General features: G+C 61.4%; 11 protein-coding genes and 1 pseudogene. 7 read left to right on the forward strand and 5 right to left on the reverse strand.

Going from position 1 to position 13,457, the window contains the following annotated elements; genetic code table 11:
- From A8G00_RS08925 to A8G00_RS08950, 6 genes and pseudogenes are all read left to right on the forward strand, one after another.
- Window positions 1–88: pseudogene (locus A8G00_RS08925) on the forward strand (integrase catalytic subunit); the annotation flags it as partial.
- Window positions 89–127: 39 nt separating this feature from the next.
- Complete coding sequence (locus A8G00_RS08930) at window positions 128–2,998, forward strand: error-prone DNA polymerase (protein ID WP_253257946.1); 2,871 nt, start codon at window positions 128–130, stop codon at window positions 2,996–2,998.
- 80 nt (window positions 2,999–3,078) lie between these two features.
- The gene (locus A8G00_RS08935; protein WP_061939988.1) at window positions 3,079–3,354 is read left to right on the forward strand and encodes a type II toxin-antitoxin system Phd/YefM family antitoxin; all 276 of its coding nucleotides are present in this window, start codon (window positions 3,079–3,081) and stop codon (window positions 3,352–3,354) included.
- Complete coding sequence (locus tag A8G00_RS08940; RefSeq protein WP_061939986.1) at window positions 3,351–3,689, forward strand: type II toxin-antitoxin system RelE/ParE family toxin; 339 nt, start codon at window positions 3,351–3,353, stop codon at window positions 3,687–3,689. Before A8G00_RS08935 ends, A8G00_RS08940 begins: the two co-directional genes overlap by 4 nt.
- A gap of 253 nt (window positions 3,690–3,942) precedes the next feature.
- Window positions 3,943–4,641: a hypothetical protein gene (locus A8G00_RS08945; protein WP_061939984.1), complete on the forward strand. Its 699-nt coding sequence runs from the start codon at window positions 3,943–3,945 to the stop codon at window positions 4,639–4,641.
- A gap of 448 nt (window positions 4,642–5,089) precedes the next feature.
- On the forward strand, window positions 5,090–6,409 hold the full coding sequence (locus A8G00_RS08950; RefSeq protein WP_061939982.1) for a hypothetical protein: 1,320 nt from the start codon (window positions 5,090–5,092) through the stop codon (window positions 6,407–6,409).
- 273 nt (window positions 6,410–6,682) lie between these two features.
- On the opposite strand, the gene A8G00_RS08955 is transcribed toward A8G00_RS08950, so the two are convergent.
- On the reverse strand, window positions 6,683–7,033 hold the full coding sequence (locus A8G00_RS08955) for a helix-turn-helix transcriptional regulator (RefSeq protein WP_061939980.1): 351 nt from the start codon (window positions 7,031–7,033) through the stop codon (window positions 6,683–6,685).
- A gap of 47 nt (window positions 7,034–7,080) precedes the next feature.
- Here A8G00_RS08955 and A8G00_RS08960 point away from each other — a divergent pair, with 47 nt between their 5' ends.
- The gene (locus A8G00_RS08960; protein ID WP_061939978.1) at window positions 7,081–7,563 is read left to right on the forward strand and encodes an NADAR family protein; all 483 of its coding nucleotides are present in this window, start codon (window positions 7,081–7,083) and stop codon (window positions 7,561–7,563) included.
- On the opposite strand, the gene A8G00_RS08965 is transcribed toward A8G00_RS08960, so the two are convergent.
- From A8G00_RS08965 to A8G00_RS08980, 4 genes are read right to left on the reverse strand one after another with little or no spacing between them, the layout of a single operon-like run.
- On the reverse strand, window positions 7,527–8,492 hold the full coding sequence (locus A8G00_RS08965) for a PfkB family carbohydrate kinase (RefSeq protein ID WP_061939976.1): 966 nt from the start codon (window positions 8,490–8,492) through the stop codon (window positions 7,527–7,529). The two genes, A8G00_RS08960 and A8G00_RS08965, sit on opposite strands and share 37 nt — an antisense overlap.
- A 23-nt stretch (window positions 8,493–8,515) precedes the next feature.
- Window positions 8,516–10,456 (reverse strand): HAD hydrolase family protein, encoded by a 1,941-nt coding sequence (locus tag A8G00_RS08970; protein ID WP_061939974.1) that lies wholly within the window; start codon window positions 10,454–10,456, stop codon window positions 8,516–8,518.
- Window positions 10,453–11,541: a hypothetical protein gene (locus A8G00_RS08975; protein ID WP_061939972.1), complete on the reverse strand. Its 1,089-nt coding sequence runs from the start codon at window positions 11,539–11,541 to the stop codon at window positions 10,453–10,455. The genes A8G00_RS08970 and A8G00_RS08975 overlap by 4 nt, the downstream gene beginning before the upstream one ends.
- Entirely contained in the window at window positions 11,534–13,453 is a 1,920-nt protein-coding gene (locus A8G00_RS08980) for a hypothetical protein (protein WP_061939970.1), read from the reverse strand. The genes A8G00_RS08975 and A8G00_RS08980 overlap by 8 nt, the downstream gene beginning before the upstream one ends.
- Between the last annotated feature and the right edge of the window lie 4 nt (window positions 13,454–13,457).

A 13,457-nucleotide genomic window follows, 5' to 3' on the forward strand; every position in this document is an offset into this window, starting at 1 on the left:
GGAAACGGCGACACCGCCATATCCGGCCTCCGGTTCCGCTTCGCTCCACCTCCGTCCGGATATGGCGGCGATGGGCTTAATACACTAACAAACCAATCGGTTCACTCGGCGGGGGCAGATCAAGGCCGTGATCGGGCGCTTCGCCAAACTCTTTGCCGGACGGGGCTATCTGGCGCTGACCCTGCGCCGGCGGCCGGGCGATCAGTTGCGACTCCATAATCTCTCCAATCTCGCTGCACGGCATGCGGTGCCGACAGTGATCACCGGCGATGTCCTCTATCACCATCCGCATCGCCGTGTGTTGCAGGAGGTCATGACCTGCACCCGTCATCGCTGCACCATTGATGAGCTTGGCGCCCGGCGTGAGCTTTATGCCGACCGCTATCTGATGCCGGCTGCAGAAATGCACCGCCTCTACGGTCGCTATCCCCAGGCGCTGGCCCGGACGCTGGAGATTGCCGAGCGCTGCCGCTTCTCACTCGACGAGCTCAAATATCAATATCCGCAGGAAGTGAGCATCGCGGGCCAGACGCCGCAGGCGGCGCTGGAGCAGATGAGCTGGGAGGCGGCAAAGGCCCGTTATCCGGAGGGCGTGCCCGACAAGGTCGCGCGCCTGCTGCGCCACGAGCTGGGGCTGATCGCCGAGCTTGGTTATGCGCCCTATTTCCTGACGGTGAACTCCATCGTCCGTTTCGCGCGTAGCCGGGACATTCTCTGCCAGGGGCGGGGCTCGGCCGCCAACAGTGCGGTCTGCTATGTGCTGGGTATCACCTCGATCGACCCCGAACGCTCCGACCTGTTGTTTGAGAGGTTCATCAGCCAGGAGCGCAAAGAGCCGCCCGATATCGACGTCGACTTCGAGCATGAGCGGCGCGAGATCGTCATGCAATGGGTGTTCGACACCTATGGCCGTGACCATAGCGCGCTCTGTTCGACCGTCATCCGCTACCGCGCCAAGGGCGCGATCAAGGATGTCGGCAAGGCGCTGGGCCTTTCCGAAGATCTGATCAAGGCGCTGTCGAGCCAGGTCTGGGGCTGGAGCGAGGAGGGGGTTCAGGAGCGCCATGCCGAGGAATTGAACCTCAACCTCTCCGACCGGCGATTGCGGCTGGCGCTGGACCTCGCGCGCGAGTTGATCGGCACGCCCCGCCATCTCTCTCAGCATCCCGGCGGCTTTGTCCTTACCCATGACCGGCTCGACGAATTGGTGCCGATCGAGCCCGCCGCTATGGCGGACCGGCAGGTCATCGAATGGGACAAAGACGACATAGATGCCTTGAAATTCATGAAGGTCGATTGCCTGGCGCTGGGCATGCTGACGGCCATGAAGCGCGGGTTCGATTTTCTGGAGCAGCATAAGGGCATCCGCATGGACCTGGCCTCCATTCCACCCGAAGATCCGCGTACCTATGCCATGATCCGCGCCGCCGACACGCTGGGCGCGTTCCAGATCGAGAGCCGGGCGCAGATGGCGATGCTCCCCCATATCAAGCCGCGCACCTTCTATGATCTGGTGATCGAGGTGGCGATCGTGCGGCCCGGCCCCATCCAGGGCGATATGGTCCATCCCTATCTGCGCCGGCGGGCGGGGAAGGAGAAGGTCGAATATCCCAAGCCCGAACTGGAAAAGGTGCTGGGCAAGACGTTGGGCGTCCCGCTGTTTCAGGAACAGGCGATGCGGGTAGCAATCGAATGCGCAGGCTTCACAGCGTCCGAGGCCGATCAGCTGCGGCGCGCCATGGCGACGTTCAAGTTCACCGGCGGTGTGTCGAAGTTCAAGGAAAAGCTGGTCAGCGGCATGGTCGAGCGCGGTTACACCGCCGAGTTTGCCGAGAAGACCTTCGGTCAGCTGGAGGGTTTTGGCAGCTATGGCTTCCCGGAAAGCCATGCGGCCTCCTTTGCGCTGATCGCCTATGCGTCCTGCTGGCTCAAATGCTGGCATCCCGAGGTGTTCTGCGCGAGCCTGCTCAATTCGCAGCCCATGGGTTTCTATGCGCCGGCCCAGATTGTGGCCGATGCCCGCGCCCATCGGGTCGAGGTGCGCCCGGTCTGCGTCAATGCATCACGCTGGGATTGTACGCTGGAGCCGACCACTGGCGACCGGTTCGCTGTGCGGCTGGGCATGCGGATGGTGCGGGGGCTTAAGGAAACAGACGCCGCCCGAATCATCGCGGCGCGGGCGGATGAGCCATTCATGAGCGTAGAGGAGCTATGGCGCCGGGCAGGCGTGGGATCGGGCGCCCTCAATCGACTCGCTGAAGCCGATGCCTTTCGGGGCGCCATGCGCATTGCCCGGCGGGAAGCGCTCTGGGCGATCAAGGCGCTGCGTGACGAGCAACTGCCGCTGTTTGCTGCCGCTGACACGCGGGAAAACGGGTTCGTACAGGAGATTGTCGAGCAGGCCGTTGCCCTGCGGCCGATGAGCGAAGGGAGAGAGGTGGTCGAGGATTATGGCCATGTTGGCGTTACGTTGCGCCAGCATCCGGTGTCGTTCCTGCGAGAGGAATTACAGCGGCAGAAGATGGTACCGTGCAGCACGCTCGATACGACCAAGGAGGGCCGCTACATCTGGCTGGCCGGGCTGGTGCTGGTGCGCCAGCGACCGGGGTCGGCCAAGGGGGTCATGTTCATTACCATTGAGGATGAGAGCGGGATCGCCAATCTCATTATCTGGCCGCGCATGTTTGAACAGAACCGGCGGATCGTCATGGGTGCGCGTATGCTCGGGCTGTACGGGCAGGTGCAGCGGGAGGGCGAGGTTGTGCATGTTATCGCGAAGAAGCTGGTCGACCTATCGCCATTGCTGGGATCTTTGGGGCAAAGAGGGGAGGCGTTTCCTCTTCCCTACGGCCGCGGCGATGGGGCGCGGAGCGGCGGAGGACCTGATCCCAGGGATAGTTCAGCAAGGCAGCCAGCCGCGCGTGATATTCTCGTGCGCGACTTGCATATCGATCATGTGCGAGAGCGACCGCTGGTGAAAAGTCGGAATTTTCAGTAACCGCCAAAGTTGCACCGGCCTTGCGATATCCTCACGGGCGGACTATATTTGGTTCGAATTTAGTCCACGAAGGTCATGCCATGCGATATTCGAGCCAGGTGAAGCCGATCAGCTATCTAAAGGCCAATGCTGCTGAGGTGCTGCTTGACCTCGCAGAACGGCGTCAGCCACTGGTGATTACGCAGAATGGCGAAGCCAAAGCCGTCATCCAGGATGTCGCGTCCTTTGAGGAAACGCAGGAGGCGTTGGCGCTTCTCAAGCTGCTCGCGATCGGTAACCAGGATATCGAAGCAGGGCGGACAAAGGCTGCGCGATCGGTGATTGCCCGGCTTAAGAAGAAGGCAGCGCCCAATTGACGAAGGCTGGGAGGTTTGAGGTTGAACTCACCCGGGGTGCGGAAGACGATCTCGAAGCCATTTTCGATTATCTCTCCGAGCACCGATCGCGTGCTGACGCCGACGCGCTCCTTGATGCATTTGCGGGGAAGATCGAAGCGCTGAAACAGTTTCCGATGCGCGGCAGCGTACCGAAGGAATTGGAGGGGTTCGGGATCAAGGAGTTTAGACAGCTTCTCCTTCATCCATATCGGCTGATCTACCGAGTGGCTGGGAACCGTGTATTTATTCTCCTCATTGCAGATGGTCGGCGGGATATGCAGGCCCTGTTGGAACGCCGACTGTTGGGACGATAGGTCCATGAAATGCGTAACCTGGAGGTCTGATTTCAGGTCAACATGGGGACCTTCGCGACGGTCGGCTTCAAAACGCGGCGCCCTCGATTGCAGACGTCAGGCGAGAGCGAACGCGCCGTCCGTTCAAGCCGACAAAGTAGTCCTTGGCGGCGTGGACTTGCCTTACCGAAACCGGTCATCCATCCATCGTTGTTTTGTGGGGTTGGATCGCAGCTTTCGGGGGAAAGCCGCGCGGAAAGACGGCGAACGCCAGATGAACCAGCATAACCTGATGGTTTCGGTGCTCACCGCCGCGGGCGGTGAGCCGATCGAGAGTCACACGAGACCCGGCTATACGGGCAAGATCGCAGATATCCTGTTCCCGGCGGACGATGTGATCGTCGAGGTTAAGTCGCTCACCACAGATCGGGCCGCATCGGACGAGACGTCGGAGGCGGTTGGCGAGATGTTTTTGCGCAATACGCATATGGGAGCACCGGTAATATCCGGCACTGTGACGGTGAGGTTGCACGATCTGCCGCCCGCGATCGCCATGAACACGCTGCGGATCGCTGGCAAAAGGGTCTTGGCGGAGGCGAAGGCCGCGAACGCGCAGCTCAAAGCGACGAAGGCTGCGCTGGGTCGGCCAGAGGCGATGGGGCTGCTGGCACTGATCACCCCGCCTTTTCGGCTGGATCGGCATTCGATCGTGGCCCTGGTGGGAGACGCGATGCGTGACAATCGGTGCCGCTCCATCGATCAACTCTTCCTGGTCGAAACCCCTCTCGCGGCGCCGGAGCCTTATCGGCGGTGGGGAAACAGCTTCATGTCTTTGCATTCGCGACCCGATGGCGATCGCATCCTACCGCAGCATCTCGCCGAAGCGATCGGACGCGCCTGGGGCGAGATCACCGGACAACCGGCGGGCCCGGGGAATGAAGAGGACTATCACCGCTTCGGAGCGACGTCCTGAACCGCCGACAGAGCTGACATTCAGGGCATTCGACGCGCGCCCTGAAAGCGGTCCCCTTCATAAATCTAGCTCTTAAAACACCATGCCTCCGGTAAATACGGTTCCATCCGAGGTGTTGGCGATCCTGTCTATGGCGTGCGGGGTCAGCAGTCCCAAGCAACTGTTCAGGGTTGTGACCGATGCGGAAGGGGCCCGTGCGCCCTACAGGCTCCAGACCCTCAGGGGGGGGGCTCCCTTCCACAGCCTACTTCATATCATCATATCATCAGACAGGGGGAACGATCACCGCCCGCTGGAGCGCAGTCGCCCAGCCTGCCACGCGAGAGTTCCGGTCGACGCTAACGGCTTTTCCACACTTATTTTCCGTGCTTTAACGCAGAATCCGCTGCTTGGCGGTTCCTTCAGCACGATGTCGTCCGGTTGCCGCGACATAAAAGAGAGTTCGAAGATGCTTGAGCGACTGTCGGATCTGGACGAGCTAATCCTGCGGTGCCGGACGGATGAGGCCCGGGAACATATCGCGGAAGCGGTCGCGTCCTATCGGGGCGGCGCCTATCGCGCGACGATCGTCATGAGCTGGATCGCCGTGGTCTTCGATCTGATGGACAAGGTCCGAGACCTTAGTATTGGCGGGGAGGCGGCGGCGAGTAGGATTCTCGAAACTTTCGAGATCTACCAGCAGCAGATTCATTCGGGCGCGCAGCAGGCGACGAAGCAGGCGCTAGAATTCGAACGGGAGATTCTGCAAAAGGTTTTCAACGACCTTTCCTTGATCGACGCGCAGCAACTGACAGATCTCGAGCGTCTGCGTGAGGACCGCCACCGCTGCGCCCATCCATCGTTCAACCGCGTCGGTGAAGCCTTCCGCCCTCCCGCTGAACTGGCGCGGCTGCACCTGCGTAATGCGATCGCGCACGTACTCAGCCAACCGCCCGTTCAGGGAAAGGCGGCGCTTGAGGCCCTCAAGACCCTCGTCTCGTCAGCCTATTTCCCGACCGATCTCGCCAAGGCAAAGACCCAGCTGGCCAGCAGCGCTCTGGGCCACCCGACGCCCACGCTGGTCAAGAATTTCATCGACGCCCTGATCTTCGGCTATATCGAACTCGACGATGGCTTCCACCAACTGCCGCAGGCGCTCACCGCCTTGACCATCGTGGCCGACACGCACAGGGGTATTGCGGAACCCAGAATTGGCCAGCAGTTCCGAAAGATCTTTCACAAGGCCAATGACGAGGAACTGCCGACCGCTGTGGCGTTCGTTGCCGCGTGGCCGGCAGCATGGGATCTGCTCGATGCAGCGAATCGCGACCGCGTGACTCATTTCATCGAAGGCGCCGACTACAATGAAATCGAGCCTAGTTTTCCGTTTCTTGTGCATATCCCAGACCTGGTGCCGCAGCTCAAGGAGCGTCTGCTGGATTTCAACACCAACCAGCTGGCCGCTTTGCTGGCCGAGGAAGGCCTGCGCCCCATCGTTGTCGATGCGATTATCGCGCGTTATCTCAAATCCAACACTTACAACCACGCCAGGATCAGGCGGACAAGGCTGCTCCTGCCAGTGCTCGATCATCTGACGCCCGACCATATCGGCTACCTCGTCACCAAGGCCGCCGAGAACGACCAAGTCTATGATGAGACCGGCTTTCCACGGCTGCTCAACCGCATCGCGAAACTGAACATAATTCCCTTTGCCGCTTACAAGGTGCTCGTTGAGGGAAGCGGCTTCACGGACGTACTCGACGAGGAAGAGGAGAGCGACGAAACCTAGGTCAGACGACCGGATCTAGGCGGCCAGAGTACGACGTGTATCGCCGACACAGCGGACGTTGAGCCTAAAGATGAACGTCCTCGAAAGATGGCGGCGTACGTACACTAGAAGCCGATGCCCTAATCTCCTGATGAGATCGATGAGAATTGCCTATGTGGGCTCTTTGGCTGCCTTGCGCAATGCGGCGAGCGTATCTTCTGTCGCCATCATATCGTCGACCCGAAGACGGCGGGCTCGCTCGCTGAAGGCCGCTTCGGCGCAAGCGACCCGCGCTTAGTTGGCCCGAACCTTGAGATCGGCGATCGCATCCAGCATGCGGGAGATAACCTGCGCGCCCTCGGGCGTGTCGTCCCATATCTTGCGCATGCTCGACATCGCCTGCGCCCATTCCGGCGCCATGCTCGACTGTTGTGGCTCCAAGCGCGGAACCCGGATTTCCAGCGCCTTGCAGACTTGCACGACGTTGTGGCTGAATGTCTTGAAATGCCCCTCGCAGATCCGGCTGACCTGACTCGGATGGACGAGCGAAATTCTCCCTAATTCCGCGTAGCTTAGTCCTTTCTCTGCGCGCGCAGCAACGATTTTCGCCTTCAGGTCATCAAGCTGCTTGATTGTCGGCTTCATGCAAATTAGCATGCATATAACAAATTAAATTTGCAAGGAGGTTTCGAGTGGACGAAATTCGGTTCTACCGGGCCAGCGAGAAGCCCTATGGCGCCTTCAGCAACCTATATCGTCGCGAGGTGGAATTCGAGGGCGAGGCGTTCGCCACCAGCGAGCATGCGTACCAGGCGGGCAAGGCGCGCAAGCCTGAGGTCCGTAAGTGGCTGCTGGCGGCGCCGTCGCCAGCGCTGCTAGCAATGGCGGCGCACGGCCTATATTATTGGGATGTGGCCCCTGGCTGGTCTACCTCGAAGTTTGACCGCATGCGGGCTGTGCTCAGGGCGAAGTTCACCCAGCACGCGGATCTTCGCGACCTGCTGCTATCGACGGGCGACGCCCGCCTTGTCGAATCGGCTACGGTGGACAATGACGTCAACCGGCTCTGGGGCGAAGTAAACGGCGCGGGCAAGAACATGCTCGGCGTGCTGCTGATGGAGATACGGGACGAACTCCGTCAGGAGGACGAATGTTGCCTCGTCGCCGCTGAATAGGCCTTTGACGGCACGCGCAGGACTTCGCGGGCATAGTTGGGGCCGCAATGCTTGAAGAGGCCGCGTGCGCCGACAAAGGCGCAGTTTTCGGCGGCTAGTCGTTGACCAGCGACTATACCCTCGATCAGCACTGTAGTGCTGAGGTCGTTCGCTTGGAGGCCGGACGAGAGCATCCAGTCGATGACGCCAACGCTCACCATGTCGCCCGAACCGCAGGTATCGAGTACCGCTGGCGCACTTATCGCCGAACACCACACGGCCTGGTCGTCATGGCGGATTTCAAGACCTGCTGCACCGTGCGTGACGATCCGCACACAGTCATGATGCAGGTCCGCCAGGCGCTCGCCAAGCCTGTCGACAGAATATTTGAGGATGGAGACGAGGCCTAGCGCCTCATCGAACAGGTCGTCTTGCTCGACGTCCGAGGGCTCGAAGAAGATGATTGCACCTGAGCGCCGGGCAGCCTTCATGGCTTCCAGGATGCTCTCCGACAGCCGGTCGGCGTAGAAGACGCTGCACTGGGTGAGGATGTGGAGCGCGGAGGCCACCTCGCTCTGTCCGATCGGAACGTAGCGCGGAAGATCCTCGCTCGTCTCGGGGCAGACGAAGGTGAAATCGTGATGGCCCGACGCCGTGTCCAACTCCTGGGCGATGATCGGCGAGCGCGTGCCCGATTGGCGATGGATGTGATCTACGACCGCGCCGGCCTCGACGAACTCCGCGAGCAGTTGCCCGCCCTCATCGTCGTCGCCGAGCATCAGCAGCGGAACGACATTCCGATGCAACATCGCGAGCGACAGGAGTACATTCCCGCATGAGCCTCCCAGCGCTTCGTCGGTCAGGTCGCCATCGGCGTAGATCCTGTCTAGGACGGTCAGTCCTGTGCCAGCTACGTCGAAGCGGTACTGAAGAGAAGTCGCGGTAGTCATGTTCTTGCTATGTACTCCTTGGGTCATCGACTGTCTAGCGACAGCGAAGCTGTGTCGAGGCGAATCTCGCCAGACGTACATTGTACCAGAGCGGCCAACAGTTTGAGAAGGGCCTCCGGTCCCGTTATAGTGCCGCCGAACAGCGACCAGCAACCGTTTGGCGCGCCGCAGACTTCGCCGACGCTAACGCCGTGCGGATGCGAGAGCAGCGCGTGGTCGTTGCCCGAAGCGGCGCCACTATCCCCGAAGCACAGGATTGCTGTCCCTGGGCGTGCCACGTCGCGGACCGCCTCGACGACAGCCGCTTTGCTCGATGACGAGGGAACGATGTCGAAGCTGTGTCCGGACGCCGATATCCTTACCTCGCCGGTCGCGATTAGGGGGCACGCAGCAAGATCGAGCGCGAATCGGTACGGGTGTTTCAGGCGGTGCATGTCCACACTGATCTGCACTGGCCCTGCCTTGAATTTTTTCTCAAGGAAGAGGTCGTTCCGTTTCTCCAGCCACGAGGCGGTGGCGGCGATAGCTGCGCTCTGCGCGGGCGGATCCAGCTCGATCTGGACGTCAGCGGTGCTGATATATCCGCCGTTATAGTAGCCGATGACCATTAAGGAGAGGAGGTCTGCGGGAAGTACCTTGCGAAGATCGTCTCCGACAGAGCCGCCTCTCCCGGTTGCGATCCCCAGTTTCAAGCCCGCCCGGTGCAGCCGGACCAGCTCGTCGACAATTCTCTGATCGGGCAAATCATATCGCCCGTCGGTCGTCACTATGGTCCCGTCATAGTCAAAGACCGCACCGCCAATGTCCGCTTCTTCGAGTGTTCGCAACCGCTCGCTGCCAATTGACGCAAGGCTGGGCTGTTCGGGATACGACGCATCGGCCTTCGCCATTGCCGCGCGTTTGTGACGTAGCCGAGGCGGAAGGTTATGGGCCAGCTTTTCGAGGGATCGGTCGTCGTAGATCGCACGGCCAAATTCGCCGATACCGGGTTTGCCGGGATCGATGCCCAGGGTTTCGCCGATGGCCTCGACCAACGAGAGCCCGTCGATCAGGGCGAGCAGGTTCTCGAGCCTACCGCAACGGCCGTGGTCGACCGCCGTGCGCCGCAAACCATCTGGAAGCACATCGTCGATCGCCGCCCAAGACGCGCGGGACGTACTCCCTGTGAGCGCAAGTACGACCGTGTCGTTGGCCCGATGGTGAAGCCACGCATGCCGTCCGTGGGCGAGATTGCGAAAGTCGGTCGTTTGCACGGGGCAGAGCGTAGCTTCCCAAAGGGACGTGTCGAGCAGCGATGCGACGGGCCGCAACAGCGGATCGGCGGCGATGATCAGGGTGTCGCTGGTCCGAAAGCCCGCCCATTGGTCCACAAGATGGCTGCGTTCACTAATGTCGCGAGCCCCGGTCAGTCGGCCCGCGATCTGTTCGAGGGGCGCAGGGCTTGATGCGGGTTCGCGAGACGCCATCGCACTGGCGAGCAGAAGGCCGACGGTCATCGCAAGAAGCGAGTGCGTCGCGAGATATCCATCCTTGAGGTCTGCGACTGGAACAACATGCACCGCACCGCCGACTTGCCTCACGATCGCCGCGGCGGCGCCATCAGGGTTGCGCGTAACGAGGTTGAGATCAACGCAGGCGCGGTCGATGACCGCCTGCGCCGCCGCGGTCACATCGGGGTTGTCTCCGCCAGCGCTGAAGAGCCACACTTGGGTGGACTTGAGAGAATGATGATCGGTAACCGCGTGCATAGGCGTGGCGACCGACGTCGGCCCCAGTCCGAGCGAGTCTCGGCATCGTACGAAATATTCGGCTGCGACGACCGAACCGCCGGATCCGATCGCCAAGGCGTGACCACAGTTTCCCCGCATGAGCGATGTCGCGATCGGGGCGGGATCGAAATCGGCAAAAAGGTCGAGAGTGGCGGGCAGCGCATCGAGCTTGGAACTGAACCTGGGCGTGCTCATTCTTCGCTATAGCCCGCGTACAAGGGCCCCGACAGGACGAGGTGCACCATCATGTCCGGAGGATCGCTTGGTGACGGCTTCGCCGCGCTGAAGTCGTAGCTTTCCGTCTCGACATATTGCACCGACATGCCGTGTTCGATGGCGGCCATCATCGCCCCTGCCGCCAGCACCTTGCTGCCCAAGGGCGAGAGTACCATACGGGGGTCATAGGTCCCTTCCATTGTCCGGTCGATCCGTTGCTTCAGGGTGGACAGGGTTCGGTAGCAGTCGAGAGGGTTCTTCTCGGACGCGTAGACGATGTCGCGGGGGTCTATCTCCCATTCATCGACGAGCTCGGTCTGGAACTCGGTGAGGAGATCGTCGGCGCGGCGCGGATTCCGAGCGGGAAAGGGCAGCACCGGACATATCTTGTACCAGTTCCCGCTCGATGCACCGATCTGCGTCAGGGTGGAGGCTCTGCCCCGCGCGAGCTGCGGTATCCAGACCGGGGCAACTTCGAGCGCGCTCATCCCGACGTCGGGTGCGAAGCCCTTGACCGGACTAATGCGGCTCGACGGGACGCTGGATATTTGGTCGTCCAGTTCCGGGTTCGACACGATCATCAGGTGGAAGGCGCGATTGCCGTCCTCCTCGCATTCCTCGAGGAGGAGCTTGGCTGCCGGAAAGCCAATTCCGATGGAAAGCGCGCTAAGATCCAGAATTACGTCCGTGACGTCGGCCGGGATCGGGTTGGCAAGAATCTCCGAGACCAGTCGGGCACCCCCAACAGGAGCACCGTCGTCTGCGAATACCGGCAGCACGAAAACCTTGGAGGCCGGAACAATGGCCTTTAACGCCGTCTCGTTCGCATCCGCGCGTTTTACGAGCTCGTCGGTCGCGCCTGGACGTTCCTCACGAATGTAGTAGGCGGATAACCGCTCGTCGAGCGTGTCCGCTAGCAACTGGGACACGCGCTGCGAACGCGGATCGAACCCGGCGGCTGCAACCAGCAAGACGCGGCGTGATGGATCGGCGAAATAATCCCGGATGAACGAAGCGACGTCGTCGTCGAAGTTCGTGATGCAGTTTGACCAATGTTCACGCATCGGCCAGCCCCGCTGCGTCGCGTAGATATCCCACTCGCCTTTCGAGGAATCCGCCTCGATTATAGGTCAGGCCGTGGACGAGGCTCACCGTGCCGGTCAGCTCGATCAGCGTCCAAAGCTTGCCGCCCTGACCGTAATCACGTTCGATCGTTATCGCTCCGTTCGCGATGGCGTGCTTCAGCACCGCGCCCAACTCATCATCCAGCGACAGGGCCTGCATTTCGTCTTCCAGGATACCGATCGCGTTGGCGCCGGCCCCTAGGGGCGCGTTCGGGAGCAGAGATTCGGCAAGGCAGTCCTTCGCGATATGATCAACCATGGCGCGCACCCGGGAGGCGTGCGGGAAAGCCCAGCCATCCATGATCGCGCGCGCCTTGTCGGAGAGCACCTTCTGCTGGGTCTTGGCTGGCAGAGGAAGATCTTCGTTGCGGATCGCGCGGGTCTCGATGTTCGCGACGAGCGCGCCGGCGAACTGCAGAAAGATTTCGGCATTTTCGTTACTGGCGTCGCAAATATCATCAATCCCGAAATGGAACGGACGTCCTAGTTCGTGGTAGAGGTGCAGGCGGGCGCCGTGCGCGACGTCTGCGTCTGCCTTCAACGGTGTTTTCGGCTCGGGATCGAAATCTTCGAAGAGGGACGGCGCGGACCGTGCAATGCGCACAGCATAACGGTGGATAAGGATGCGCACCATCGCGAGCGCCACCTCCGGCCCATGGTCGTATGAGCGCGAGCGTTTCAGATAATCGGCGACGATTGCGTCGATCTCCTCCCGACGGGAGGCGGCAACGCCACGTTTGGCCTGCTCGCGTGCGATTTTCTCAGTGAGTGACCGCAATTGAGCCGGGGTTACGGTTGGCGGCTCGGAGGGAAGAAGGCGCTCGATGTCGGTCGCCCCCCGGTTGCGAAGCGCCTCGACAAGCGGGAGGTACCGCTTCGCCATGTCCTTGGCCATCGTTCGGAACTGCCGCCGAGCGGCATCCTTCTTGCCGTCTTCGACCACCTGCATGCGGATGTCGACGAAATCGCGGCCCTGCGAGCGCCCGTGGGATGGCTGCGCGCCGGGAGAGCGGAGCACCGCGCCGGGACTCAGGGCGTCGAGGCGCATCATCATCCATCTGCCGAACTTCATCTCGCGATGCGACAAAGTCTCGAACATCTCCTCAAGCTGATCGTGATGAAGCGCGTGAACGTCGTCCAGCATCACCAGCGGCGTCACTTCGATGGGCTCGCCGTCCCATTCGATTCTGATCCGTTGAATGGCGTCGAACGGCGCGTAGGGGGCTGTTGCATCCTCTGGCAGATCGCTGAGCTTCGGTGGCCGCAGGCCAGCGCCGATCGAGTAGATCGCCCGCTGGACGGCGAGGGCGCGGTCGCGGACGCCCTGGGCAGTTAAGCCGCCGATTTGCTCAAGATGAGCCTCGTACGAAGCCCGCGGCACGAAGGTTATACCATCGAGGTCTCGGGTTCGGTTGGCCGTGAGGTTCCGGATGAGGCCGAGCATCGCGCGGGCCTGGACTAGCCAGAAGGCGAGCTTGGTCTTTACGGCGTTCTCGTACGGCAGTTCCCAGAACTCGCGATACTCGGATTCCATCGGTACGCGCACGGCGGCGATATGGGGGATGGCATTCTGGAGGAAGCCAGCCTCGGCGAGAGCGGCAGCCAGGGTACGATTGGTGGCGTTCGTTCTGTCCTTGAGGATCGCCTCGACCATCCTGAACTCGGCGAGCGTCGCAAGCATAGTCTTGCCGCTTCCGGGCGAGCCGATGATGCGAACCGGCACCTCGAACATATCGTCCTTATGCTTGTTCTTGGCGAGGAACGTCGTGAGCGGCGACGGGCTGACGATTGACAGGAACGATGCGTCGTCTCGGACATACTCGGTTGCCCGGCGGAGGAAGGGGTTTGCCATTCTG

Source organism: Sphingobium sp. SA916, assembly GCF_002894065.1.
In the GTDB taxonomy this organism is placed as follows: domain Bacteria; phylum Pseudomonadota; class Alphaproteobacteria; order Sphingomonadales; family Sphingomonadaceae; genus Sphingobium; species Sphingobium fuliginis.

What these genes read in the sequence shown, in the direction of transcription:
- A8G00_RS08935 (WP_061939988.1), top strand. Translation starts at nt 3,079, where the DNA reads ATGCGATATTCGAGCCAGGTGAAGCCGATCAGCTATCTAAAGGCCAAT.
- A8G00_RS08945 (WP_061939984.1), top strand. Translation starts at nt 3,943, where the DNA reads ATGAACCAGCATAACCTGATGGTTTCGGTGCTCACCGCCGCGGGCGGT.
- A8G00_RS08950 (WP_061939982.1), top strand. Translation starts at nt 5,090, where the DNA reads ATGCTTGAGCGACTGTCGGATCTGGACGAGCTAATCCTGCGGTGCCGG.
- A8G00_RS08955 (WP_061939980.1), bottom strand. Translation starts at nt 7,033, where the DNA reads ATGAAGCCGACAATCAAGCAGCTTGATGACCTGAAGGCGAAAATCGTT.
- A8G00_RS08965 (WP_061939976.1), bottom strand. Translation starts at nt 8,492, where the DNA reads ATGACTACCGCGACTTCTCTTCAGTACCGCTTCGACGTAGCTGGCACA.
- A8G00_RS08970 (WP_061939974.1), bottom strand. Translation starts at nt 10,456, where the DNA reads ATGAGCACGCCCAGGTTCAGTTCCAAGCTCGATGCGCTGCCCGCCACT.
- A8G00_RS08975 (WP_061939972.1), bottom strand. Translation starts at nt 11,541, where the DNA reads ATGCGTGAACATTGGTCAAACTGCATCACGAACTTCGACGACGACGTC.
- A8G00_RS08980 (WP_061939970.1), bottom strand. Translation starts at nt 13,453, where the DNA reads ATGGCAAACCCCTTCCTCCGCCGGGCAACCGAGTATGTCCGAGACGAC.